Source organism: Ruegeria sp. BI7 (assembly GCF_056537925.1).
In genome coordinates this window covers 1,183,343-1,206,821 of the sequence record NZ_JBQFSK010000001.1, presented here as the reverse complement: position 1 = coordinate 1,206,821, position 23,479 = coordinate 1,183,343, and the positions used below count along the sequence as shown (strand labels likewise).

The window sequence follows — 23,479 nt, the reverse complement described above, 5'->3', positions numbered from 1 at the left end:
CTTAGCCTTTCAGACCGAATTAGTTAAGGGTGCCACGGCCGACCTGACAGAGTTTTGATGATGGGAAAAAGTGTAATTTTGTTTGCGCTAACATTGGACATGCCCTCAGGGGTAAGGTAAGGCAAACGCATGGTTTCTCGCGTCATCCCCGTCGACCCGTTCGATCTGGTCATTTTTGGCAGTACCGGCGATCTTGCGCAGCGTAAAATCCTGCCGGCGCTGTTCCGTCGCTATTGTGCCGGACAATGGCCCGAGGATGTTCAGATCATTGGTGCCGCCAGATCGGAATTGGACAGCGATGCGTTTCGGGATGTGGTCGCGCAATCGTTGCGCGAACATGCGCCTGCGCATTGTGCGGATGCCAAGGCATTGAATGCGTTCTTGCAACGGGTTGATTATGTCGCGTTAGATGCGCTTACGGATGAGGGGTGGGGTCAGCTTGCAGCGAAGCTCACAATTGATCGGGTACGGGCGTTCTATTTCTCAGTTGGGCCGCGCCTGTTCGGACCGCTGGCCGAACGGATCAAAGCTAATGATCTGGCCACGACCCAGACACGGATCGTTGTCGAAAAACCCTTTGGTCATGATCTGGGCAGCGCGCAGGCGTTGAATGCGACGCTAGCGGCACATTTCTCCGAAGGGCAGATTTACCGGATCGACCATTATCTGGGCAAAGAAACCGTTCAGAACCTGATGGCCGTTCGGTTTGGCAACATGCTTTTCGAACCATTGTGGAACAGTCAGTATGTCGACCACATCCAGATCACCGTGGCCGAATCCGTCGGCATTGACGGGCGCGAAGAGTATTATGAGCGCGCAGGCGCCATGCGTGACATGGTGCAGAACCACCTGATGCAACTGCTCTGCCTGATCGCGATGGAACCGCCGGCCAAGTTCGACCCCGACGCGGTACGGGACGAAAAGCTCAAGGTGATACGCGCATTGGACCCGGTCGAGCCGCACCACATTGTGCGAGGTCAGTTTGAAGGTGGGCTGAGTGGACGCAGCTATCGGGATACTGTTGGTAATCCACGTTCGACCACGGAAAGCTATGTGGCGCTGCGGGCTCACGTCAGTAACTGGCGGTGGGCGGGTACGCCGTTTTATTTGCGCACAGGCAAAAGGCTTGTGGCGCGATCTTCGGTGATCAATGTGATGTTCAAAGACGCGCCGCATTCGATCTTTGGCGCAGATGCCGGGCGCCATGCCAACGTTTTGTCGATCCGCCTGCAGCCGAACGAAGGCATCACGCTGAAGGTGACGATCAAGGAGCCGGGGCAGGGTGGGATGCGCCTAGTCGACGTGCCTCTGGACATGAGTTTTGCCGAGGCATTGGGGCCGGAAAACCAGAACCCGCCGGACGCTTATGAGCGTTTGGTGATGGACGTGATCCGCGGCAACCAAACCCTGTTTATGCGCGGAGATGAGGTCGAGGCCGCATGGGCCTGGACCGATCCGATCATCGCGGGCTGGCAGGCGCGCGGAGATGTTCCCAAACCTTATGAAAGCGGCAGCACTGGCCCGGGCGACGCCGAGCTGCTGATGAAACGAGACGGTCGCCGCTGGCAAGGGATAAACCCATGAACTTACAGGAATACGCCGACCGGGATATGCTGGCCATCGACGTTGCAAACGTGCTGGCAGGTGAACTGGAATCCGCCTTGCTGCATCACGACTTTGCCTCATTGGCAGTCCCCGGAGGCACGACGCCCGGCCCGATGTTTGATGTTCTGTGCGCGGCGGATTTGGAATGGGACCGGGTGCGGGTTCTGCCTACCGATGAACGCTGTGTGCCGGGTGACCACGACCGCTCGAACGAGCGCCTAATCCGCGAGCGGTTGCTGACCAATCGGGCGTCGGTGGCGCAATATATCCCTCTGTACGTGCCGGGAAAGGAGCCCGAGGATGTATTGCCGGAAATCGAAAGCCTAATCATTCCGATCCGGCCCTTGTCGGTGCTGGTGTTGGGAATGGGCGAGGATATGCACACCGCGTCCCTGTTCCCGGGTATGGATGGGCTTGAGGCCGCGTTGGACAGTCACGCGCGTCCTCTGGCGGTGGCACGGACCGAGGTTCAGCCGGAACCCCGTATCACGCTGACTGCGCCTGTTTTGGACGGTGCCTTGTCAAAACACCTGATTATTTTCGGGAACGCGAAACGGGATGCTTTGGAACGGTCCATGTCCCTGCCACCGGAAGAGGCCCCCATCGCAGCAGTGCTGAGTGGCATGACCGTACACTGGGCGGAGTAGACGCTATGCAACTGGAGACACTCAAAGCACTGGCAGCAGAACGGAAGGGGCAGCCCATTCTGGGTCTGTTCAGTAAGGATGCAAATCGGGCGCAGGGGTATTCGGCCTCAACCGGTGACCTGCTCTTTGATTACTCGAAAACCAGTATTGACGCGGACATCCGTGACGCTTTGATCGGGCTGTGCGATACGGCGGGTCTGGCGGAACGGCGCGACGCCATGTTCTCGGGTGCCAAGATCAACGAAACCGAAGGGCGCGCGGTATTGCACACGGCGTTGCGTAATCTGGATGGCGGACCAGTTGAGGTCGACGGTCTGGATGTGATGCCTGACGTGCTGGAAACGCTGCACCGGATGCGGGTTTTCGCCGAAGAGGTGCGCGGCGGCGCGATTTCCGGGACAGGTGGCAGCTTTACCGACGTCGTGAATATCGGCATCGGCGGCTCGGATCTTGGGCCAGTGATGGCCACGCACGCGTTGGCCCCGTATCACGACGGGCCAAACCTGCACTATGTGTCCAATGTCGATGGTGCGCATATCGCGGATACGCTGCGCCCACTTGACCCGACCCGGACGCTGGTGATTGTCGCATCCAAGACATTCACCACCATTGAAACCATGACCAACGCCCGGACCGCCCGTGCCTGGTTAACGGATGGCGGTGGCGATTGTGGAAAACAGTTCGCAGCCGTGTCGTGTGCGGTAGATAAGACCGATGCCTTTGGTATCGCCCAAGATCACGTATTTGGTTTTGCCGATTGGGTAGGGGGGCGTTATTCGGTCTGGGGGCCGGTTGGGCTACCGGTGATGATCGCCGTCGGTTCGAACGCGTTTGATGCCTTTCTGCGCGGGGGACAGGCGATGGACGTCCATTTCCGCGCTGCTGACTGGATCGAGAACATGCCGGTAATGCTGGCTCTGGTTGGGGTCTGGCACCGCCAGGTTCTGGGATATACCAGCCGCGCGGTTCTGCCCTATGATCAACGGCTGCTGCGTCTTCCCGCCTATTTCCAACAGCTTGAGATGGAGTCGAACGGTAAATCCGTTGCAATGAACGGCAGCGCCTTGACCATGCCTTCGGGGCCTGTGGTTTGGGGTGAACCGGGCACCAATGGCCAGCACGCCTTTTACCAGTTGATCCATCAGGGCACCGATGTGATCCCCTGCGAATTCATGGTGGCCGCCGAAGGGCACGAGCCCGAACTTACCCACCACCACCGCCTTTTGCTGGCCAATTGTCTGGCCCAATCCGAGGCGCTGATGCGCGGCCGGTCGTTGGATGAGGCGCGGCAGCGCATGGCCGAACAAGGGTTGGCCAGTGAGGAGCTTGAACGTCAGGCCCGTCACCGTGTGTTCCTGGGCAACCGGCCGTCCTCGACCCTGATTTATCCGAAGCTCACACCGTATGTGCTAGGCCAAATCATCGCCATGTACGAACACCGTGTTTTCGTCGAAGGGGTTCTGCTGGGGATCAATTCGTTCGACCAATGGGGGGTGGAACTGGGCAAGGAATTGGCGACCTCGCTGGGTCCGATAGTGGATGGTGAAGTTAGCGCTGACGGCAAGGATGGCTCGACCGCTTCGCTGGTTGCTTATGCGCTAAAACACCGCGATTGAGGGTTCGATTTTACCACCTGCCGCAACGGCAAATCGCATTCTTTTATTGTCAGACAATTAAATGCTTGGCAGGCTCTGCCTAAGGAAAAGCCATATCGCCCGATGTGATTGCGGGCACAAAGTGGCACCGCCATAGGGAGAACGCCCATGCTGGGACAGATGATGACGCAGCCCTTGCTGATCTCGTCGCTAATTGATCACGCCGACCGCTTTCACGGTCAGACTGAGATTTATTCGGTTGAAACCGATGGCACAGTTAGCCATAGCAGTTGGTCGCAAGTGGCAAAAAACGCGCGGAAACTGGCCTCGGCACTGTCCAAGTTGGGATTGGAACCACAGACGCGGATTGCGACGCTGGCTTGGAATAACCGGCGGCATCTTGAGATCTACTATGCCACTTCCGGGGCGGGGTTCGTTTGCCACACCGTCAACCCGCGACTGTTTCCCGAACAGCTTACCTATATCATCAACCATGCACAGGACCGGGTTCTGTTTTTCGACGCAACCTTTATTCCTTTGGTCGCAGCCCTGCACGAGCATTTGCCCGATGTTCAACATTTCGTCCTGATGGGGCCAAGAAACGATGACGCAATTGCGCAGATACCGGGTGTGCAATTTTATGACGATCTGATCGAGACCGGTGAGGCCAGTTTTGAATGGCCGAGCTTTGACGAAAACACTGCATCCGGCCTGTGTTACACATCTGGCACAACCGGCAATCCAAAGGGGGTGTTGTATTCGCATCGCTCCACCGTGCTGCACAGTTTCGGATCGAACACACGCGACGTTATCGGGTTTTCGGCGATGGATGTGGTCATGCCAGTGGTTCCGATGTTCCATGTAAACGCCTGGGGGTCCCCATATGCTTGCGCCATGTCGGGATCGCGGATGGTGTTGCCGGGGCCGGGTTTGCATGGTGAGGCGTTAGTGAATCTGATCGACACTTACGGCGTCACTCTGGCCATGGGCGTGCCGACGATCTGGCAAGGGCTGCTGGCTTTTGCCGAGCAGTCTGGCAGCAAGCTGGCCAGCCTGCAGCGGACGGTGATCGGCGGGGCCGCGTGCCCGCCTTCGATGATCGAAACCTTCCGCGAAACCTATGGTGTCGACACCATCCACGCCTGGGGGATGAGCGAGATGAGTCCGTTGGGGACCGCAAATCACCCTCTGGCAAAGCACTTTGACCTGCCGGAAGACGAGCAGCACGCCATTCGAGAAAGCCAGGGAAGACCATGTTATGGTGTCGATCTGAAGATCGTCGACGATGACGGCAATGATCTGCCGCATGACGGCGAAACCCAAGGTGATCTACTGGTGCGCGGGCCGTGGGTTCTGGACAGTTATTTCCAGATGCAAGATGAAGATTTGCTGCGGGATGGCTGGTTTGCCACTGGTGATGTCGCAACGGTGGACTCTGACGGCTATATGACCATCCGCGACCGGTCCAAGGACATCATCAAGTCCGGGGGTGAGTGGATCAGTTCGGTCGAGTTAGAGAACATCGCCGTTGCGCATCCCAAATTGGCGACCGCAGCCGTGGTTGGCGTACCGCATCCAAAGTGGGACGAGCGCCCACTGCTGGTGGCCGTACGCGCCGAGGGGGAGGACCCAAGCGAAGAAGAGGTGCTGACATTTTACGACGGCAAAATCGCTAAATGGCAGGTGCCGGACAGGGTGGTGTTTGTGGATGCCTTGCCTCTGAACGCAACGGGTAAGGTTCTGAAACGCAACTTGCGCGCGGATTTCAAGGACGCCTTGGTGGGCTGATCTTTAAAAAACGTGGGAGATGGCTCCGGCGGTAGGGATCGAACCTACGACCAATTGATTAACAGTCAACTGCTCTACCGCTGAGCTACGCCGGAACGGTCCGCGCCGTATAGCAACCAGTTTCTGCGGCGTCCAGAGGGCGCATAAGATTTTTCGTCGAAATATCTTGCGCCGCAAACGACCGTTGGTGATGGGGATTTAAGGTGGGGAGAATTTGGCTCCGGCGGTAGGGATCGAACCTACGACCAATTGATTAACAGTCAACTGCTCTACCGCTGAGCTACGCCGGAACTGAGGGCCGTATAACAATCCCGATTTTTGCCGTCCAGAGGGGAATTCGACGTTTTCGAAAAAAAGTTCCGGCGGCTTAGGTTTGTCTGATGAAACGGGTGTCAGCTGACAGCTTTCCTTCGGAAGTGACCTGAGATTTCCCAATCAGATCAATCAAATGGGCGAAAACATTCCGTTCAGCGGCAGGCAAAAGGGCGGTCGGAGTGTCGACGTAAATTCGCTCGGCCAGTTCTCGGGCCGTACCGGGGTGATCTTCCAGCGCAGACAGAATCTGTGCTTCGCGTGTCAGGCGGTGATTGATCAGCCAGTCCAGCCGCGCTGCGGGATCGGCAATCGGCGCGCCATGCCCGGCGTGAAAGACGGCCCACTCGCGTGAGTGCAGACGATGGCTTGCCGCCATGAAATCCGTCAGGTCACCGTCTGGGGGCGAAACCAGTGAACTGGCCCAACCCATGACGTGATCACCCGTGAAACAGACGTCACCCCAGCCAAGCGCGATGTGATTTCCCAGATGGCCGGGGGTGTGAATCACCTCAAGCTGCCAGCCGTCGCCTGAGATCAAAGCCCCATCCGCAAGTTCGATGTCGGGGCGAAAGCTGGTGTCGATGCCTTCACCGCCGCCGACTAAACCGCTCTCGGCCAGTTGAGTCATAACTGCGCTACGCCCGGCCTCGGGCCCTCCAAAGGCCATGATCGGTGCTCCTGTACGATCCGCCAAGGGTTGGGCCAGCGGAGAGTGATCCAGATGGCTGTGGGTAACGATGATATGGCTGATCCGCTGTCCGGGTAGTAGTCCCGCCAGAATCGCATCCAGATGTTCATTGCTGAGCGGACCAGGGTCGATCACGGCAAGCTCGTTGGTGCCCACCAGATAAGTGTTGGTCCCGCGATATGTCATTGGGGATGGATTTGGCGCCAGGATACGCCGCAATCCCGGCTGCAGCTCGACCGCCGGGCCGGCGGGCGGATTGAAATCGTCAGGCGCCTGCATTCTGACCTCTTTCTCTTGTCGTAACAGCCCGTTAGGTTTAGCGCATGTCCGCGCTTTGGCTCAAACACTATATGCCGCGCAGCCTCTATGCCCGTGCTGCACTGATCCTGGTCCTGCCGGTGGTCGTGGTGTTGCTGGTGGTGGGGGTCGCGTTCCTGCAAAAACATCTGGAAGACGTCACGGCGCAAATGACACGCGCTGCTTCGCGCGAAGTGATGTTGATCACTGAAGTCATGGAAGAGACGGAAACGCAACAACAGGCGATGGCGGCTGTTCGGCTTGACCTGCAAGCGCTTGAAATGAAGGCCCGGTTTCTGGGCATTAACGACGAACCAAAGGTTGGTCACCGCCGTTGGTACGATTTCATTGCACCCCAGGTCGAGGCCGATCTGCGGGCCTTGCTTCCAGATTTGATTGCGGTTGCCTTGCCCAGCGGACAAGAGGCGCGGCTGTATCTGCAGACGGATCTGGGCATTCTACAGCTGACCTTTGATCGCCGTCGTCTGTCTCCGGTGGCGCCACACCAGTTGATCGTGACAATGGTGTTCTTTGCGGTTGTCATGACCACGATTTCTTTCCTGTATATGCGCAATCAATTGCGTCCGATCACTCGTCTGGCCGAGGCTGCGCAGGCCTTTGGTCGGGGCAGGGTGGTGCCGTATTCTCCCGGTGGGGCCATCGAAGTACGCGCGGCGGGTAGTGCTTTTCTGGATATGCGTGCCCGTATCGAGCGCCAGATGGAGCAGCGCACCATGATGCTGTCGGGGGTCAGTCACGATCTGCGCACACCGCTGACGCGTTTGAAACTTGGCCTTTCGATGTTGCCCGAGGATGAAGCAGCCCCTTTGCAGCAGGATGTCGATGAGATGCAATTGCTGCTGGATGCGTTCCTTGAGTTTTCGCGCGGGGCGGCCGAGGGCGCTCCGGAATCTGTCGATCCGAAGGTGCTGTTGGAGCAAATCGTCAAAGACGCGCGTCGTGCAGGGCATGAGGTCGACCTGATCTCGGTCGAAGGGGAAGGAACAGTCATGCTGCGCCCCACTGCCCTGCGGCGCGCCGTGGAAAACCTGATTGGAAACGCCGTGCGGTATGGCAATCGCGCGGATGTCAGCCTGTCCATCACACCCAAATCCCTGCGTATCCGGGTCGAGGATGACGGGCCAGGAATTCCACCTGAACAGCGATCCGAAGCGGTCAAACCGTTCGCGCGCCTTGATCCGGCGCGCAATCAGAATCAGGGTACCGGAGTGGGGTTGGGCCTTGCCATCGTTTCAGATATCGCGCGGGCCCATGGGGGCGTGGTGCGTCTGAGCAAAAGTGAGCGGCTGGGCGGCCTCTGCGCCGACATTATCATCGGTCGCTAACGACCCTGTACATGCGCAGCATCACCAGCGGAGTCAGGTACATCGGAATTTGATAGGCCCCGATGAACACCATGATCGGCGCAGTAACCTCGGGCGCTAAAGCCACGAAGAACAGCGCGATATTGCGGTTGCCTGCGATCAGGGACACTGCCGTCGACGCGGCTGTGGGCATACGAAACCGGGTCAGTCGAAAACAGACGACCTGAACGCCAAAATTGGCCGCGCAGGCGAAGGTAATCCAGAGGAACGCTCGTTTCGGATCGGTCAGGATGACCTCGCTGACTGAGGGCATCAGACCGATGACGAAGAGAGCCAATGTGATGTTGGCAAGGCCTTCGAGCGCACTTTCTGTTGTGGGCGATGGGTCTCGCAACAGCGTTTTGCGAATAGCGACTGCGGTCAGCGTCACCAGCAGGATTGTGATTAGCAGTTTTAATGCGGCCCAAAGCACCGTATCGAAACCGCCCAGTTGCGGCGCCAGCCAGAACACCGGGGCTATGGTCATTGGCAGGACCGCAGTACCGATCACCAAAAGGCGGAGCGCGTATTCAGATGGGTGCCCCATCATCCGACACATATTTGGGCTGCCAGCGATGGAGGGAGCCGCGGTCATGACCAGCAAGGCAAACAGGGCGGGGGTGTCGAGCCACCCGCCCAAGGCACCGACCGTCAGAACTGTCAGGGGCATCGCAAGCTGTAGACCAAGAACTACCAAGACAACGCGGGGCAGATCACGCAGTGATCCGAATATGCGCGCGGGCTCCATTCGTAGCACGGTGACGAACAGCAACAGCACAACCATCGGCGGCAACAGCGACCGAATCGGTTGCGCCAACCCCGGCAACAGCAACCCCGACAAAAGGCCCGCCAACAGAACATAAGGTCCGTGGCGGGCAGCAATGTGCAGCGGATTCAACGACAAGCTACCCGGTTGGGCCTTGCCGCAGGTTATTCGGTAGCCAGGTGGCCAAATCCGGGAACCAGATCAGGACGAAAACCATAACAACCATGATCAGGAACATCGGAATCGCAGCACGGGCGATATAGCTCATTTCATGATTGGTCATGCCCTGCATCACAAACAGGTTGAACCCGATAGGCGGCGTGATTTGCGCCATTTCGACCACGACGACGATAAAGATACCGAACCAGATCAGGTCGATTCCGGCGTCGCGGATCATAGGCTCGACCACAGCCATGGTCAGCACGACTGAGGATATGCCGTCCAGAAAACACCCAAGGATGATGTAGAACACAAGCAGCACCATCAGCAGTTCGAACCGCGTCAGTTCCCATCCAGCAATCAGATCGGCCAGACCGCGTGGCAGGCCGGTAAAGCCCATCGACAGCGACAGGAAAGCCGCGCCCGCAAGGATCAATGCGATCATCGCGCTGGTGCGAGTGGCCCCCATCAGGCTTTCAGTGAACGTCTTCCAGTTCAACGAACCCTGGCCGGCTGCGAGCAACAGCCCTCCGATCACACCAAAGGCGGCGGCCTCAGTCGCGGTGGCATATCCCAGATACATCGAACCGATGACCACGACGATCAACAGGATCACTGGCAGCAAAAAGCGCGAGTTCTTGATTTTCTCGGCAAAGGTCAGTTTGTTTTCCTGGTTCGGGTTCCAGTCCTTGCCGATTTTGGAATAGATCGCGACATAGCCCATGAACATGCAAGCCAGCACCAGACCCGGCAGGATGCCAGCAAAGAACAGTTTGGTAATCGATTCATTGATGGTGACGCCATAAACGATCAGCGTCAGCGAAGGCGGGATCATCAGGCCCAGCGTCGCAGCACCCGTCAGAGTGCCGATGATCATGCGTTCGGGATAATTGCGCTTGCGCAGTTCTGGGATCGACATCTTGCCAACCGTGGTCAGCGTCGCCGCGGACGAGCCCGACACGGCGGCAAAGACCGTACAGCCGACGATATTGGTATGCACCAGACCGCCGGGCAGGGGGGCCATCCACGGTGAAAGCCCCTTGAACATGTCTTCGGACAATCGCGTTCGATACAGGATTTCACCCATCCAGATAAACATCGGCAGCGCCGTCAGCGTCCATGAGGACGAGGCTGACCAGATGGTGGTGATCATGACGTCGCCGACGGGGCGGGTGGTGAACAGCTCCATCCCGACCCAGGCGACGCCCATCAGTGCCAGCCCGACCCAGACGCCGGTGCCCAACAGAGTGAATAGAACAAATAGGAAGAGGATGATGATTGATGCGTTTTCCATGCTCTCATTCTCCGTGGCTTTGATCGGCAAGATCGCGGGTGATGCGGTGATCGCCGCGGAAGATCACGTGAATCAGATGATCAGTCAGGGCGATGGCCAGAATGACCGCGCCGATTAACATGGTCGATTGCGGTATCCAAAGCGCGGTTTTGTCCTGTCCCTGGCTGATATCGTTGAACTTCCAGCTCCAATAAACAAAGCGGTAGGCGTACCAGCAGAAGTACCACATGACGGCCGTGCCGATGCCAAAACACCAAATCTCCAGCACCCGGCGGAATTTATCAGGCACCGCATTCAACAGGATCGACACGCGGATATGGCTGCCCCGGTTCAGCGCATTGGCAAAAGCCAAGAATGAGGCCGCGGCCATCGCATACCCAGCATAGTCGGGCGCGCCAGGGAATACCTCGCCGGTCCAACGGGCCAGCATCTGCACCACAATTAGAACCAGAATGGCGATAAGGCTCAACGCCGCCAGTACGCCTGCTGCCAGATAGATGAAATCCAGTACGGACCGAAGCCCTCGTAACGCTGCCATACTGTCCCCGCTTTTCTTTTGGTTGGATAGAGAACGGGCGGCAGATCGCTGCCGCCCGCGTCCATTTGGTTATTGTTGCGCTTGGAAGGCGTCGACGATGGCTTTGCCTTCGTCCCCGGCGGCCTCCAGCCATTCATTGGTCATGGTGACGCCGATTTCTTTCAACTCGTTGGTCATCTGCTCGGACGCCGGACCAACGGTCATGCCGCCGTCACGCAAGCCTTGCAGGGTGAACCCGGTATATTCCTTGGCCCGCCAGTTCCCCGCATATTCCGCCAGTTCGGCGCAGGCTTTGATGACGTTCTTGTTCGCGTCAGACACGCCCGCCCAGATATCCGAGTTCACCATCACGTAGTTGCGCGGCAGCCAGGCATCTACTTCGTAGAAATAATCCAGGCTTTCCCAAACTTTGCGGTCATACCCGGTTGAGCCAGAAGACACCATGGAATCGGCAACGCCAGTGGCAAAGGCCTGGCTGATCTCGGCCGCTTCGATGGTCACCGGCAGCATTCCGGTCAGCTCGGCCAGACGTGACGTGGCGTTGTTGTACGAGCGGAACTTGATGCCTTTCATGTCAGCGACCGAGTTCACCTCGTCCTTAAAGTACAGCCCCTGCGGCGGCCACGGCACTGCATAAAGCAACGTTAGGTTCTGTTCGGCCAACAGGTTCTCGATCGAGGGTTTTGCAGCATCCCAAAGCTTGGCGCTGTCGTCGAAAGACGTGGCAAGGAAGGGGATTGAATCAAATCCAAACAACGCGTTTTCGTTCTGGTGGCCGGACAGCAGACGCTCTCCAATAGGGGCCTGGCCGGTCTGAATGGCGCGTTTGATATCCGCCCCTTTGAACAGGGAACCCGAAGGGTGGGTGACAATCTCGATCTCGCCGCCGGTACCGGTGGTCACGCATTTGGCGAATTCAGCACCTGTGGCCGAATGGAAGTTCGACGCCGAATAGGCCATCGGCATGTCCCATTTTTCGGCAGCGACCGGCAGGGCTGCGGCAGCGGTCAGTGCGGTTGCTGCCATAAGGCTCGTCAGTTTTTTCATTTTAGTCTCCCAGTTGGTATTGATTCTGCCGGTGTTGTTCACCGGCTTTGCTAATTTGCGTATCGCGACGGGGCGTAAACGCTGACATCCGTGTTCGGAAGTCTGCCCGCGATCATTTGCGCCAACAGACGCCCTGTTTTCGGCCCGCCCGTCAGACCGATGTGATGGTGGCCAAAACCCATATACGCGCCGTCAATCCCCGGAACTTCACCGATCACCGGTATCGAATCTGCGGGTGCGGGCCGGTGCCCCATCCATTCCACTTCATCCTTCCATGTCACACCCGGAAAAGCCGCCCGGGCATTCTTGCGCATTAATTCGAACGGCGCCTTCGAGGGCGGCGCGTCCAACCCGCCGAACTCGACAATCCCGGCCAGACGGATGCGACCCTCTAACGGAGTGGCGACGAATTTGCCTGACGCTACCATAACCGGGCTTTTCGGCATCGCGGAAGGTTCCACTAATTCAAGATGATACCCGCGTTCGCTTTCAAGAGGAACAGAAATGCCCAGCTGGTCAGCCAAGGGGCCGGACCAGACCCCCGCCGTTATAATCGCTGTGTCGCAGGAGATGGTTGTACCGCCTGCGCGTACACCTGTAACTTTGCCGTTGTCCCGAACCACGTCTTCGACTGCAGCGCGTATAACTTTGCCTCCATTGTCCTCGACATGGGCGGCCAGATCTTTGACATAGCGCCCCGGATCAGTGATGTGGCCATGATCGGCAAGCCGGGCGGCAAACCCGAGGTCTTTGCTGAAAATCGGGTCATAAGCGTGAAAGGCTTCGCCTTCTAATTCGTCCCACGCAAAACCATGCTTGCGCCGGATGTCCCAGCCAAGTGCATCACTCTCAAAATGTTTCCGGTTTTCGTAAAGGAACAGATAGTCGGACGGGACAATCCACTTCTCGGCCCCGGTGCCGTGCGCCAGTGTCTTATGGTCATTCAGGCTATCGCCGACAATAGGCGTCAGCGCAGCAGCAATGCGTTCAACGTCGCTCGCGTTGGCATGTTTCAGATAGCGCAGTAGCCATGGCAACAGCTTGGGCACGTATCCCCATTTCAAGAACAGTGGCTGGGACGGATCAAACAACATCCTCGGGGCCTTTTGCAGCAGCCCCGGAACTGTGACTGGAATGATCGAGCAGGATGCCAGAACCCCGCCATTGCCGTGCGACGTACCCTCGCCAGGTCCAGCCTTGTCGATCAATATGACGTCATGCCCGTCACGTTGCAGCCAGACCGCTGTGGACACGCCAACAATACCGGCACCGATTATGGCAATGGTCTTGCGCTCACTCATGCTACCACCGCCTTGGCCACGGCATAGTGGTTCAGCTTGTCCAGGTCCGGTCGGCCACCAATCCCGGGCATGTCCGGCACGATGACTTGTCCGTTCTGTACCACGAAGGGGTCTTCCAGAATGTCTTCTTTCAGGAAATACGATGCCTGATAGAACTCGCACCCCAGCTTTATTTCAGGTGTTGCAGCGATCATGTGGGTTCCGGCCAGATGCGCCAGACCAGCCTCGAACATATCTCCACCATAGGCGCTGAGCCCATGAGCCGCGGCGATGCGGGCCACAATCTGACCCCGGCTAAGCCCACCGGACTTCATGATCTTGACCGACACGCCATCGCATATGCCTTCTCGCGCGGCACGCTCCATATCCTCAGGGCCAAACACGCTTTCGTCGGCCAGCAGGGGCAGGTCGATCTGACCTCGCAGTTTGGCCATCATGCCATAGTGATGCGCCCGCACTGGTTGTTCGATGAAATCGGGTTTGAATTGAGCAACATCGCGTACCTGAGCAGGAGCATCCTCGATAGACAGACCTTGATTGTAATCCACGCGCACAGAAAACTCGGGGCAATGTTGCGCCAGATGTTCAAGCCGCATGATGTCGAACGCATGGTCCTTGAACCCGGTCTTCAGCTTGACGATGCGAACCCCGTCCTCGCGCAATTGCTCGAGTAGCGCAATGTCCTGCGCGAAATCAGGATTGGCGATCGAACAACTCAGCGGAATCGAGTCCCGGCATTTGCCACCCATCAGTGCCCAGACCGGCACGCCGCTGATACGCCCTGTCAGATCCAGCAAGGCGGTTTCCAGTGCGGCCTTGGCCTCGGTGCAATGTGCGACGGCATAGGCGGCCTTGGCCATGATCCCAGCCCGATCTGCCACACGTGACCCAACAACCAACGGCCGGATATAACGATCCAGCGCTGCGTAAGTTGCTTCGGGTGTACCGGTAAAAACCGACCATGGCGACGCTTCGCCAAATCCTTCTGATCCGCCCTCTGAGGTCAGGCGCAAGATCACAATTTCGCAGCTGCCTTCGACCGAGCCGATTCCATGATCACGCCGTGATGTAACAGGCAGCTCAAGGTGCCAAAGGTCAAACCCTGTGATGGTTTGGTTCAAGTCGGTCATTGGTCCTCCGGTCGTTCGGGGGAACCGTGCCGCGATAGCTATATCATTTCAAATACTATATTGTGGCAAGGGTATCAGAAAAAATGATGTGGGAATGTCAATGTCTTTAAGGTTTCGGCAATTGCAGGCGTTTCACGCGATTATGGAGACGGGAACGGTGACTGGGGCGGCTTCGGTTCTGGGGATATCACAACCCGGGATCAGTAATCTTCTGGCTCAGCTAGAACGCGAAGCTCGTCTGCCGCTGTTTGAACGCAACAAGGGCCGTCTGTTACCAACCCCCGAAGCTGATTTGCTGTACCGCGAGGTGGACACCGTCGTACGCGGGTTGGATCACGTGGCGCAGGCCGTGACGGATTTGCAGAATAAACATCCCGGTCAGCTGCAAGTGGCCGCACCGCACATGCTGTCGTTTGGATTCATGCCACGGGAAATCGCGCGCTTCGCCGCCAGCCGCCCCAATCTGTCGGTCAGTTTTCAATCGCAATACTCGTCCAAGATTCAGGAATGGGTGATCTCGGGCCTGTTCGAGGTCGGCATTGTCGAGGTGCCAATTCTGCACGATACGCTCAATGCTCAGGTGTTCCGCTTTGAAACCGTGGCCACATTTCCCGAAGGCAGCCATTTGGCCCAATACGACGTACTGACCCCTGAGTTGCTAGAGAACGAGCCCTTTATCGTGATGGGCCCCGAGCATCAGACCTATCGTGGGACACGGGATGTTTTTCAGGCGGCGCACCGGACTTGGCGCACGCAAATTCATACACATCTGTCCGAAAACCTGCTGAGCTTTGTCAAACAGGGCATGGGGGTTGCAGTCATCGACCCCTTTACCGTCGCCTTTGATACTGAACGCGGATATCAGACCCGCCCATTCCAGCCTGCGGTGACTTTGGAACTGGCGATCATCACGGCCAAAGGGCGTCCTTTGTCGACCATCGCGCGGGAGTTTCTGGACCAACTTGTGCCCGCGATGGCGTCTTTTTCCACCAACGCGCATGGCGGCGACAGCGTTTGAATATCAAGCGCTCAGTTTTTGCCTATTGACCTTTATCCGGTCTGTGCAAACTCTGCCCACGTCGCCGCGTTTCGAATGGCGAACAGACCCCTGCAGAACGTGTCCGGAAATGAAAAGGTTTGAGGAATGATCGCAACTGGTGGCAAATCACTTTATGGCGCATCGGTGGGTATCCTGATGCTGGACGCACGCTTTCCCCGCATTCCCGGCGACATGGGCAACGCGCTGACCTGGCCGTTTCCGGTGCACTACCGCATTGTGCGGAACGCTTCGCCCGATCTGGTGGTGCGTCGTGGAGCGCAGGGGATGCTGGACGCCTTTGTCGATGCCGCGCGCGAGCTGGTTGACGAGGGTGTGGACGGGATCACCACCAATTGCGGGTTCCTGTCGCTGTTTCAGAAAGAGCTGTCTCAGGCGGTCCCGGTGCCCGTTGTCACATCCTCGCTGATGCAGGTCGAAATGGTGAACAAGGTATTGCCTGCGGGCAAACGGGCGGGGGTGCTGACGATCTCAGCCTCGACCCTGACCGAGGCCCACCTGCGCAGCGCACAGGTGCCTGAGGGCACGCCCATCGGCTCGACCGAAGGAGGTCAGGAGTTCACACGCGCGATCTTGGATAATGAACTGACGCTGGACGTGGACAAAGCCCGCGCCGACAATGTCGAGGCCGCCCTGGCGATGAAAGAGGCCCATCCCGACCTCGGCGCGCTGGTGCTGGAATGCACAAACATGTGCCCCTACGCGGCCGATATTCAAACGGCGACGGGGCTGCCGGTGTATTCCATCGTCTCTCTGGTCAGCTGGTTTCAGGCAGGGTTAAGGCCGCCGGTTTACTGAGTAGCTAACGCTGAGCGGCGACGTGTTTTGCATCCATTCAACGCGCTGCGTGCCCGTGCAAGTTAAACGATGAATTTCACGCGGATTCGACACCTCGAGTCGGTTATATTGGCGTAATTGCCGTAGTATATCTTCTTCACTTTGCAGGATATTCTAGTGGCCGGTGCCGGCACTTAAAGACGTCAGTCGCGCGATCACAGATCACGCTGATGAGATATTGCAGATGATAAGATGATGCAAATTTTTGGTCTAAAGCACCGATCGACCCGTATCCCTTTTGTAATGGGAGGAAGTCATGACCAATAGTTTCGACGTAAAATCGACGTGGGATTCGGTAATGGATGAGACCAAGAACCCACTCAAGAAATACTCTCTATCTACAGCGCATATGCTGATGCAGATGTTGGCGTGGATGTGGAGTGCAATTTTTTCACTTATGATTGGCAGCTATTTCGTTTTCGGAATCACAGCGGTGGGCCACATGCTGCTGATTGGTGGATTGTTTGTAACGTTAGCCGTTTTCCAAAAAGCCGAAGCGGCTGATCCCAAAGAGTGACGTTGCCTCCCCCCAATGATGGGGAGCCATCGTAATCCGGGGCATTTGGTCCAATCCCTGACGTGCTCCGAATAGCCTACACTACCCCAAACTGTCGCCGCGTTGTTTGTAAAGGTACATCTCCGAACAACGCGGTTTTTTTTAGGGAATGCATGTGAAGGCTCTGCAGTCGAGTATGGCGTTTTGTATCCACTAAACTTGAGGCGATTTTTTATCTTATAGTGACGAAATGTTTTTCGCGGTCGGGGATTAGCAATGGACAACACTGTATTATATTTTTTAGTTGGCATTTTTGTCGTTGGGCTTTTGACGCTCGGTTATTACTCAAGAAGTAGCGGCGCATTGATATCTATTGTGATCGTGATTGGCGTAATTGCCTCGGTAATAGCCTATCTTGGTGGTTATTTTGGTGAGCCTCCAAATTAGAAATCCTACTGAGCATCGAAAGCAGCGAGTGATCCAGCGCCTGCGTTGCCGCGTATCCTTTTTGTCCCTTTAGTCTGGGCAACCCCTGACCAGACTATGGCCCGCGTTGCTCGCCATCCCAGATTTGGGCAACGCGGGCACTGTTAATTCAGTTCTTAAGGTAATCCGCATCGTATTTTTCCCCAACTGCGCTCAGTGTAGGCCATTTAAGTATCCTTCAGGTCGGCGCGGGATCTTTGGGTTCTAGGGGTATCTAGCTTCTTGATACGATTGACCGGCCGGGCAAGTGATTTCTGGTCTATCAGTAATGCGTGTTGTTCTGGTTCGATCTGATCCGACTTTGGATCACGCAGCAACCACAGAAACAGCGTTCCCTTGCTTGCCTTCTGAAAACCAGTTTTGCGGTGATTTGGTAGGCCCGGCAGGACTTGAACCCGCAACCAAAGCGTTATGAGCGCTCTGCTCTAACCAATTGAGCTACAGGCCCGCCTGAGCGCTTTGAGTATCACGGTGAACGGCCGCGTCAAGCCTGACCGTTGCAAGATGCCCAACAATCGACTAACCCGCGCGGGAACCATTCATAAGGGGCTGGCCATGACGACGGGCAAGAACGGAATCACCTATGCCGATGCAGGCGTTGATATTGATGCGGGGAACGCTCTGGTCGACCGGATCAAGCCTGCTGCCAAACGCACCAACCGCTCGGGCGTGATGAGCGGTCTGGGCGGGTTCGGTGCCTTGTTCGATCTGAAAGACGCCGGATATCAGGACCCGATTCTTGTGGGCGCGACCGACGGTGTGGGCACCAAACTGCGGATTGCCATTGATACCGGTGTGGTCGACGGTGTGGGTATCGACCTGGTGGCAATGTGCGTCAACGACCTGATCTGTCAGGGGGCCGAGCCACTGTTCTTCCTAGACTATTTTGCCACCGGCAAGCTGGACACCGACACCGCCGCGCGGATCATCGAAGGTATTGCCGAGGGTTGTGTGCAGTCCGGTTGCGCCCTGATCGGCGGTGAGACGGCTGAGATGCCGGGCATGTATCCCGATGGCGATTTCGATCTGGCTGGCTTTTCGGTTGGCGCGATGGAGCGTGGCGCGCACCTGCCTGCGGGTGTGCAGCGGGGCGACGTGCTACTGGGGTTGGCCTCGAACGGGGTGCATTCCAACGGCTATTCGCTGGTGCGCAAGCTGGTTGAAATCTCGGGTCTGGGCTGGGATGCGGCATCGCCCTTTGGCGACGGGTCGCTGGGTGAGGCGCTGCTGACGCCGACGCGGTTGTACGTGAAACCCGCTCTGCAGGCGATCCGGGCAGGGGGCGTACACGCGCTGGCCCATATCACCGGCGGCGGTCTGACCGAAAACCTGCCGCGCGTGCTGCCCGAGGGGCTGGGTGCCGAGATCGACCTGAACGCCTGGGACCTGCCGGCCGTCTTCCGCTGGATGGCGGAAACTGGTGGTATCGTCGAGGCCGAGATGCTGAAGACCTTCAACTGCGGCATTGGCATGATCGTTGTCTGCGCCGAAGACTGCGCCGATGAACTGGCCGCTCTGCTGGCCGAGGCCGGAGAAACGGTTGCGCGCATCGGCACCGTGACCGACACGCCCGGCATGGCCTATTCGGGCAAACTGTTGTGAGTCACAAGCGCGTCGCCATCCTGATTTCGGGGGGTGGGTCCAACATGGTGTCGCTGGTCGACAGCATGGTCGGCGATCACCCGGCACGCACGTGTCTGGTTCTGTCGAATGACGCTACGGCCGGCGGGCTGAAAAAGGCCGCGGACCGTGGCATCCCGACGGCTGCGGTAGATCACCGCCCCTTTAAGGGCGACCGCGCTGCGTTTGAAGCAGAGCTGCTGAAGCCGTTGGAAGAGGCGCAACCGGATATTGTCTGTCTTGCGGGGTTCATGCGTGTTCTGACCGGTGATTTCGTTTCCCGCTTTCAGGGGCGGATGCTGAATATCCACCCCTCACTGCTGCCGAAATACAAAGGCCTCAACACCCATGCCCGCGCGATCGAGGCCGGGGATGCCGAACATGGATGTTCGGTTCACGAGGTTACGGCAGCGCTGGATGACGGCCCGATCCTGGGGCAGGCGCGGGTAAACATCGAAGCCGGTGACACGCCCGACGCTTTGGCTGCTCGTGTGCTGGTTTGGGAGCATAAACTTTATCCTGCAGTGTTGCGCCGTTACGCCAGTGGCGACCGGACTCCGGTGTTGCTGCCCTGAACGTCCCAGAGTGATTTACACGCGTGTTAAATTCGGCCTATGGTCTGCACTACGGCTAGGTACGGAAGAGACGATCAGCCGAAGAAAACAAGAGCAAGAACAGCACCGCGCATGAAAACCCTGACAACGACGCAAGAGCTGGCCGATTTCTGCAAGGCCGCGGCTGAATATGACTATGTCACCGTAGATACCGAATTTCTGCGCGAACGGACCTATTATTCAAAGCTTTGCCTGATACAGCTGGCCGTTCCGTCTGATGACGAAGACAGCGCGGTTCTGGTTGATCCGCTGGCTGATGGATTGTCTCTGGACCCGCTTTATGAGCTGTTCGGCAACGACGATGTGGTCAAGGTCTTCCATGCCGCGCGTCAGGATCTTGAAATTTTCTGGGTCGAAGCCGGTGTCTTTCCGAAACCGCTGTTCGACACGCAAGTTGCAGCAATGGTTTGTGGCTTCGGTGAGCAGGTGGGGTATGAAACGCTGGTGCGCAAGATCTGCAAGCAGGGGGTCGACAAAACCTCGCGGTTTACCGATTGGTCCCGCCGCCCGCTATCCGAGGCGCAAAAGACCTATGCGCTGGCGGATGTCACCCATCTGCGCCAAATCTATGAATATCTCGCAGCGCAATTGCAAAAATCGCAGCGCAGTCATTGGGTGGCAGAGGAGTTGCGCACGCTGACCCATCCTGCGACCTATGACATTCACCCCAAAGATGCATGGAAACGTGTAAAGACCCGGACGAATTCGGCCAAATTTCTGGCCGTGGTGCGGGAATTGGCGCAGTTTCGTGAGGCTTACGCGCAGGAAAACAATGTTCCGCGCAGCCGGGTCTTCAAGGATGATGCGCTGATCGAGTTGGCATCAACCAAGCCCAAATCGCCCTCGGATCTGGGCGGCTCGCGCTTGTTGCTGCGCGAGGCCCGAAAGGGCGCGATTGCCGATGGTATTCTAAGCGCCGTCAAAAAAGGGGTGAATTGCCCTGCGGATCAGCTGCCGCAAGTCGACAACAGCCGAGACAAACTGAAGGTGAACCCGGCGCTGGCGGATTTGCTGCGGGTTTTGCTGAAATCGAAAACCGAAAGCTCTGGCGTGGCAGCCAAACTGATAGCCACCAGCTCGGAATTGGATCAGATTGCAGCGGGTGAGCGGGAACTGCCTGCGATGTCAGGTTGGCGGTTTGAGGTGTTCGGCGAAGACGCCTTGAAACTGTGTGAAGGTAAAATCGCGCTGGCGGCCAAAGGTCAGAACGTCAAAGTTGTATCGCTGTAGCGCCGATTAACGGCGCCGCGATTCCAATGCGTTCTGCTGTCCTACAACCCGCACCAGACGGGTATTTTCCAAGTCTTTCTTGCTGATATTGATGGCGTCGGACACCATTCGAGACCGTTCGGTTCCCGTATTCGTTGCGCGCGCGGGATAGGTTACCCGGAAAGTGAACTCCAAAACGCCGTTCTTCTGGTTTTCTTCACTGTCCACGCGAACCAGTCGGGCGTCATAAGCACCTTGCCGGATTGCCGTCCCCGAGGCGTAGACGATTGCACCGTTCGGGGTCGGCTCAATCCTCAGTTCATCAATCTTGGCGATCGGAACGCTTGTATCCTCGGGGGTTGGCCTTGAGAGCAACCCACCGCCTTCCCTTGTTTCGGGCACAAGAGCGTTCGCGTCATAGGTCGCTGTTTCCGGCGGCGGGGCTGACGTGCTTGAACCGAACCAGTTGGACGGGTTCACCCGTGACTCGCGCCAGCTGTTGCAGGCAGACAGGGCCAGGGTAGCCACCAAGAGAACAGTAAACGATTTTTGCATGGTCCCAACGTCCAGAGCTGTAAGTCCAGCAATGGGTTATCGCAATTTCTGTTGATTGAAAAGCCGCGTAGGGGGGTGGACAGGCATAGATCGGAGGCATAGTTCACAATTGTGATTGCAACGAAAGGACCGCCGCGACATGGCAACGCCTGCCTTTGAAGAGATTGTCGACGATTTCGAGTTTCTGGAGGACTGGGAAGACCGGTACCGCCACGTCATCGACCAGGGCAAAGCGATGGAGCCGCTGGAGGACGCACTAAAAGTGCCGGCCACCAAGGTCCACGGCTGCGCAAGCCAGGTCTGGTTGCACCCGATCATCGAAGACCGGGTTTTCCGGTTCGACGGGGACAGCGATGCGCTGATCGTACGTGGCCTGATCGCGGTGCTGCGTTCCTTGTATAACGGGTTGCCCGTCAGCGAAGTTCCCAAGGTGGACGCAGGCGGAGAGCTGGCGCGCTTGGGTCTGAATGATCACCTGTCTGCTCAGCGATCAAACGGGTTGCGGGCAATGATTGAACGCATCCGCGAAGTGGCGCAGGAAAACGCCTGACGCCATTCAGGCTTTCGGCTTACGTTTTGCCCAATCGGTCAGGGTGGTTTCCAAATCGCCATAGCCGGTCAGGCGACGTTCGAATTCCAAACCCATCCGCTCGGCACATTCACGAGCGCGGGCCGTCAGGTCCGGATCGTCAATTTGCGCCTGATAGACCAGCTTGGTGTAGTTGCCGAAATACATGCTAAGCAACTCGGGGTGTCGGTCCAGCCCCAGCGGTTTCCACACAAAGGCATCGAACTGCCGAGCCAGAAAATCGGTCAGGTAAAAGGCGGTGGTTTCCTCATCACCATGTGCTTCAAACGCCTGATTTCCTTCGAAGAAGGAATAACAATGGGGGCCTTTGACCATCTCGACGCCCAGGTCTTCGCAGGCTTGCTGCAGCAGGCCACCCGTTCCGCAATCGGCATAGACCACAAAGATCTGGTCATAGTCGTCACGGTGTTTGGCGACGGCCTCTTGTACCGCCGGAATGATCTTGTCAGGCTGGATGTGAAAAATCGCGGGCAGGCAGGTCAGCGCCATATGATCCCAGCCATTGCGTTGCTTCAGGTCCAGAATCTCACGCGCCAGCGCGCCACAGGCCAACAGCAGGATGCGCCCGTGCTCACCGGATTCGTAGCCCTTGGTCGTCAGGCTGGCATCGTCTGGCAATTTATCTTGCTGCATTGGGTGCTTCTCGGATTCTACGCGACTGTCAGTGTAACAAAAAAGGCCGCCCGAAACCCGGACGGCCCCAGAATAACCTGCGCGTCCGGTTAACCGGCCAGTTGGTTGTGCTTGCGCGAGACGAAATCCTTGGCGGTTTCAACCGCAACGGCTGCGTCACGGCAATAAGCATCCGCACCGATGGCTTTGCCGAATTCCTCGTTCAGCGGCGCGCCGCCGACCAGAACGATATAGTCTTCGCGCTTACCTTGTTCGACCAGCGTGTCGATCACAACCTTCATGTAAGGCATGGTCGTGGTCAGCAGGGCGGACATGCCCAGAATATCTGGCTCTTCGGTTTCAAGCGCTTCCAGATAGTTTTCAACCGGGTTGTTGATTCCGATATCGACCACTTCAAAGCCAGCGCCCTCCATCATCATCGACACAAGGTTCTTGCCGATGTCGTGGATGTCGCCTTTGACCGTACCGATCACCATCTTACCCACGCGCGGTGCGCCGGTTTCGGCCAGCAGCGGCTTGAGGATAAACATACCGCCCTTCATGGCGTTTGCAGCCAGCAGAACCTCGGGCACGAAAAGAATACCGTCGCGGAAGTCGTGGCCCACGATGGTCATGCCACCGACCAGAGCCTTGGTCAGGATGTCGTAAGGCGTCCATCCGCGTTCAAGCAGGATGTTCACACCTTCTTCGATCTCTTCTTTCAGGCCGTCATAAAGATCGTCGAACATCTGCTCGACAAGTTCGTCGTCATTCAGTTCGGACAGGACGATGTCTTCTTCTTCAGACATGGGGCGTTTCCCTGAGCTGTGCGAGCCATAGGCCCGTGGTGGCATTTTTTCCGTTTTGGCC

General features: G+C 57.4%; 23 protein-coding genes and 3 tRNA genes. 13 read left to right on the top strand and 13 right to left on the bottom strand.

All coding sequences use genetic code 11. The features are described 5' to 3' along the window. Positions 1 to 129 precede the first annotated feature (129 nt). The 4 genes from zwf to ACR0JB_RS06005 all read left to right on the top strand — a co-directional run bounded on the left by zwf (position 130) and on the right by ACR0JB_RS06005 (position 5,635). On the top strand, positions 130 to 1,584 hold the full coding sequence (zwf, locus tag ACR0JB_RS06020) for a glucose-6-phosphate dehydrogenase (RefSeq protein ID WP_170358685.1): 1,455 nt from the start codon (positions 130 to 132) through the stop codon (positions 1,582 to 1,584). Continuing rightward, positions 1,581 to 2,252 carry a 6-phosphogluconolactonase gene (pgl, locus tag ACR0JB_RS06015; RefSeq protein WP_170395933.1) on the top strand — a complete coding sequence of 224 codons (672 nt, stop codon included), beginning with the start codon at positions 1,581 to 1,583 and terminating at the stop codon, positions 2,250 to 2,252. The genes zwf and pgl overlap by 4 nt, the downstream gene beginning before the upstream one ends. Positions 2,253 to 2,257: 5 nt before the next feature. Then, on the top strand, positions 2,258 to 3,868 hold the full coding sequence (gene pgi / locus ACR0JB_RS06010; protein ID WP_170395931.1) for a glucose-6-phosphate isomerase: 1,611 nt from the start codon (positions 2,258 to 2,260) through the stop codon (positions 3,866 to 3,868). Positions 3,869 to 4,015: 147 nt separating this feature from the next. Continuing rightward, positions 4,016 to 5,635 (top strand): long-chain-fatty-acid--CoA ligase, encoded by a 1,620-nt coding sequence (locus ACR0JB_RS06005; RefSeq protein ID WP_170395929.1) that lies wholly within the window; start codon positions 4,016 to 4,018, stop codon positions 5,633 to 5,635. Between the two features lie 20 nt (positions 5,636 to 5,655). On the opposite strand, the gene ACR0JB_RS06000 is transcribed toward ACR0JB_RS06005, so the two are convergent. The 3 genes from ACR0JB_RS06000 to ACR0JB_RS05990 all read right to left on the bottom strand — a co-directional run bounded on the left by ACR0JB_RS06000 (position 5,656) and on the right by ACR0JB_RS05990 (position 6,917). Then, a tRNA-Asn gene (locus tag ACR0JB_RS06000) sits at positions 5,656 to 5,730 on the bottom strand. 120 nt (positions 5,731 to 5,850) lie between these two features. After that, positions 5,851 to 5,925, bottom strand: a tRNA-Asn gene (locus ACR0JB_RS05995). Between the two features lie 77 nt (positions 5,926 to 6,002). Further along, positions 6,003 to 6,917: an MBL fold metallo-hydrolase gene (locus tag ACR0JB_RS05990; RefSeq protein WP_480789750.1), complete on the bottom strand. Its 915-nt coding sequence runs from the start codon at positions 6,915 to 6,917 to the stop codon at positions 6,003 to 6,005. Positions 6,918 to 6,961: 44 nt separating this feature from the next. Between ACR0JB_RS05990 and ACR0JB_RS05985 the strand changes: the two genes are divergently transcribed. Next, the gene (locus ACR0JB_RS05985; protein ID WP_170394266.1) at positions 6,962 to 8,281 is read left to right on the top strand and encodes an ATP-binding protein; all 1,320 of its coding nucleotides are present in this window, start codon (positions 6,962 to 6,964) and stop codon (positions 8,279 to 8,281) included. On the opposite strand, the gene ACR0JB_RS05980 is transcribed toward ACR0JB_RS05985, so the two are convergent. The 6 genes from ACR0JB_RS05980 to ACR0JB_RS05955 all read right to left on the bottom strand — a co-directional run bounded on the left by ACR0JB_RS05980 (position 8,268) and on the right by ACR0JB_RS05955 (position 14,534). After that, the gene (locus ACR0JB_RS05980; protein ID WP_480789749.1) at positions 8,268 to 9,197 is read right to left on the bottom strand and encodes a hypothetical protein; all 930 of its coding nucleotides are present in this window, start codon (positions 9,195 to 9,197) and stop codon (positions 8,268 to 8,270) included. The genes ACR0JB_RS05985 and ACR0JB_RS05980 overlap by 14 nt on opposite strands. 7 nt (positions 9,198 to 9,204) lie before the next feature. Further along, positions 9,205 to 10,518, bottom strand: a complete 1,314-nt coding sequence (locus ACR0JB_RS05975) for a TRAP transporter large permease (protein ID WP_170348848.1) — start codon at positions 10,516 to 10,518, stop codon at positions 9,205 to 9,207. Between the two features lie 4 nt (positions 10,519 to 10,522). Further along, on the bottom strand, positions 10,523 to 11,056 hold the full coding sequence (locus ACR0JB_RS05970; protein WP_170375509.1) for a TRAP transporter small permease: 534 nt from the start codon (positions 11,054 to 11,056) through the stop codon (positions 10,523 to 10,525). A 69-nt stretch (positions 11,057 to 11,125) separates the two neighbouring features. Continuing rightward, the gene (locus ACR0JB_RS05965; protein WP_170348846.1) at positions 11,126 to 12,103 is read right to left on the bottom strand and encodes a TRAP transporter substrate-binding protein; all 978 of its coding nucleotides are present in this window, start codon (positions 12,101 to 12,103) and stop codon (positions 11,126 to 11,128) included. 50 nt (positions 12,104 to 12,153) lie between these two features. After that, positions 12,154 to 13,404 (bottom strand): NAD(P)/FAD-dependent oxidoreductase, encoded by a 1,251-nt coding sequence (locus tag ACR0JB_RS05960; protein WP_170394260.1) that lies wholly within the window; start codon positions 13,402 to 13,404, stop codon positions 12,154 to 12,156. Beyond that, on the bottom strand, positions 13,401 to 14,534 hold the full coding sequence (locus tag ACR0JB_RS05955; RefSeq protein WP_170394258.1) for an enolase C-terminal domain-like protein: 1,134 nt from the start codon (positions 14,532 to 14,534) through the stop codon (positions 13,401 to 13,403). Before ACR0JB_RS05955 ends, ACR0JB_RS05960 begins: the two co-directional genes overlap by 4 nt. 100 nt (positions 14,535 to 14,634) lie before the next feature. On the opposite strand from ACR0JB_RS05955, the gene ACR0JB_RS05950 reads away from it, so the two are divergent. The 4 genes from ACR0JB_RS05950 (at position 14,635) to ACR0JB_RS05935 (ending at position 17,371) form a co-directional block, all read left to right on the top strand. Beyond that, a complete protein-coding gene (locus ACR0JB_RS05950; protein WP_170375503.1) occupies positions 14,635 to 15,552 on the top strand; it encodes a LysR family transcriptional regulator in 918 nt (305 codons plus the stop codon). A gap of 126 nt (positions 15,553 to 15,678) precedes the next feature. Continuing rightward, the gene (locus ACR0JB_RS05945) at positions 15,679 to 16,389 is read left to right on the top strand and encodes an aspartate/glutamate racemase family protein (protein ID WP_170394256.1); all 711 of its coding nucleotides are present in this window, start codon (positions 15,679 to 15,681) and stop codon (positions 16,387 to 16,389) included. Positions 16,390 to 16,684: 295 nt separating this feature from the next. Beyond that, positions 16,685 to 16,945: a hypothetical protein gene (locus tag ACR0JB_RS05940; RefSeq protein ID WP_170348841.1), complete on the top strand. Its 261-nt coding sequence runs from the start codon at positions 16,685 to 16,687 to the stop codon at positions 16,943 to 16,945. A gap of 255 nt (positions 16,946 to 17,200) precedes the next feature. After that, positions 17,201 to 17,371: a hypothetical protein gene (locus tag ACR0JB_RS05935; RefSeq protein ID WP_170348840.1), complete on the top strand. Its 171-nt coding sequence runs from the start codon at positions 17,201 to 17,203 to the stop codon at positions 17,369 to 17,371. A gap of 410 nt (positions 17,372 to 17,781) precedes the next feature. Here ACR0JB_RS05935 and ACR0JB_RS05930 read toward each other — a convergent pair. Beyond that, positions 17,782 to 17,858 (bottom strand) — tRNA-Ile (locus ACR0JB_RS05930). 107 nt (positions 17,859 to 17,965) lie between these two features. On the opposite strand from ACR0JB_RS05930, the gene purM reads away from it, so the two are divergent. The 3 genes from purM (at position 17,966) to rnd (ending at position 20,874) form a co-directional block, all read left to right on the top strand. Next, positions 17,966 to 19,012, top strand: coding sequence for a phosphoribosylformylglycinamidine cyclo-ligase (gene purM, locus ACR0JB_RS05925; RefSeq protein WP_170394254.1), 1,047 nt, complete (start codon positions 17,966 to 17,968; stop codon positions 19,010 to 19,012). Then, on the top strand, positions 19,009 to 19,605 hold the full coding sequence (gene purN, locus ACR0JB_RS05920) for a phosphoribosylglycinamide formyltransferase (RefSeq protein WP_170410014.1): 597 nt from the start codon (positions 19,009 to 19,011) through the stop codon (positions 19,603 to 19,605). The genes purM and purN overlap by 4 nt, the downstream gene beginning before the upstream one ends. A gap of 111 nt (positions 19,606 to 19,716) precedes the next feature. After that, the gene (rnd, locus tag ACR0JB_RS05915) at positions 19,717 to 20,874 is read left to right on the top strand and encodes a ribonuclease D (protein WP_170394250.1); all 1,158 of its coding nucleotides are present in this window, start codon (positions 19,717 to 19,719) and stop codon (positions 20,872 to 20,874) included. A 6-nt stretch (positions 20,875 to 20,880) separates the two neighbouring features. On the opposite strand, the gene ACR0JB_RS05910 is transcribed toward rnd, so the two are convergent. Next, positions 20,881 to 21,408, bottom strand: coding sequence for a hypothetical protein (locus ACR0JB_RS05910; protein WP_170375493.1), 528 nt, complete (start codon positions 21,406 to 21,408; stop codon positions 20,881 to 20,883). Between the two features lie 139 nt (positions 21,409 to 21,547). On the opposite strand from ACR0JB_RS05910, the gene ACR0JB_RS05905 reads away from it, so the two are divergent. Beyond that, the gene (locus tag ACR0JB_RS05905; protein ID WP_170358649.1) at positions 21,548 to 21,958 is read left to right on the top strand and encodes a SufE family protein; all 411 of its coding nucleotides are present in this window, start codon (positions 21,548 to 21,550) and stop codon (positions 21,956 to 21,958) included. A 6-nt stretch (positions 21,959 to 21,964) separates the two neighbouring features. On the opposite strand, the gene ACR0JB_RS05900 is transcribed toward ACR0JB_RS05905, so the two are convergent. Beyond that, positions 21,965 to 22,630: a DUF1638 domain-containing protein gene (locus ACR0JB_RS05900; protein ID WP_170358647.1), complete on the bottom strand. Its 666-nt coding sequence runs from the start codon at positions 22,628 to 22,630 to the stop codon at positions 21,965 to 21,967. 89 nt (positions 22,631 to 22,719) lie between these two features. Beyond that, complete coding sequence (locus tag ACR0JB_RS05895; RefSeq protein ID WP_170348833.1) at positions 22,720 to 23,418, bottom strand: corrinoid protein; 699 nt, start codon at positions 23,416 to 23,418, stop codon at positions 22,720 to 22,722. Positions 23,419 to 23,479: the final 61 nt, after the last annotated feature.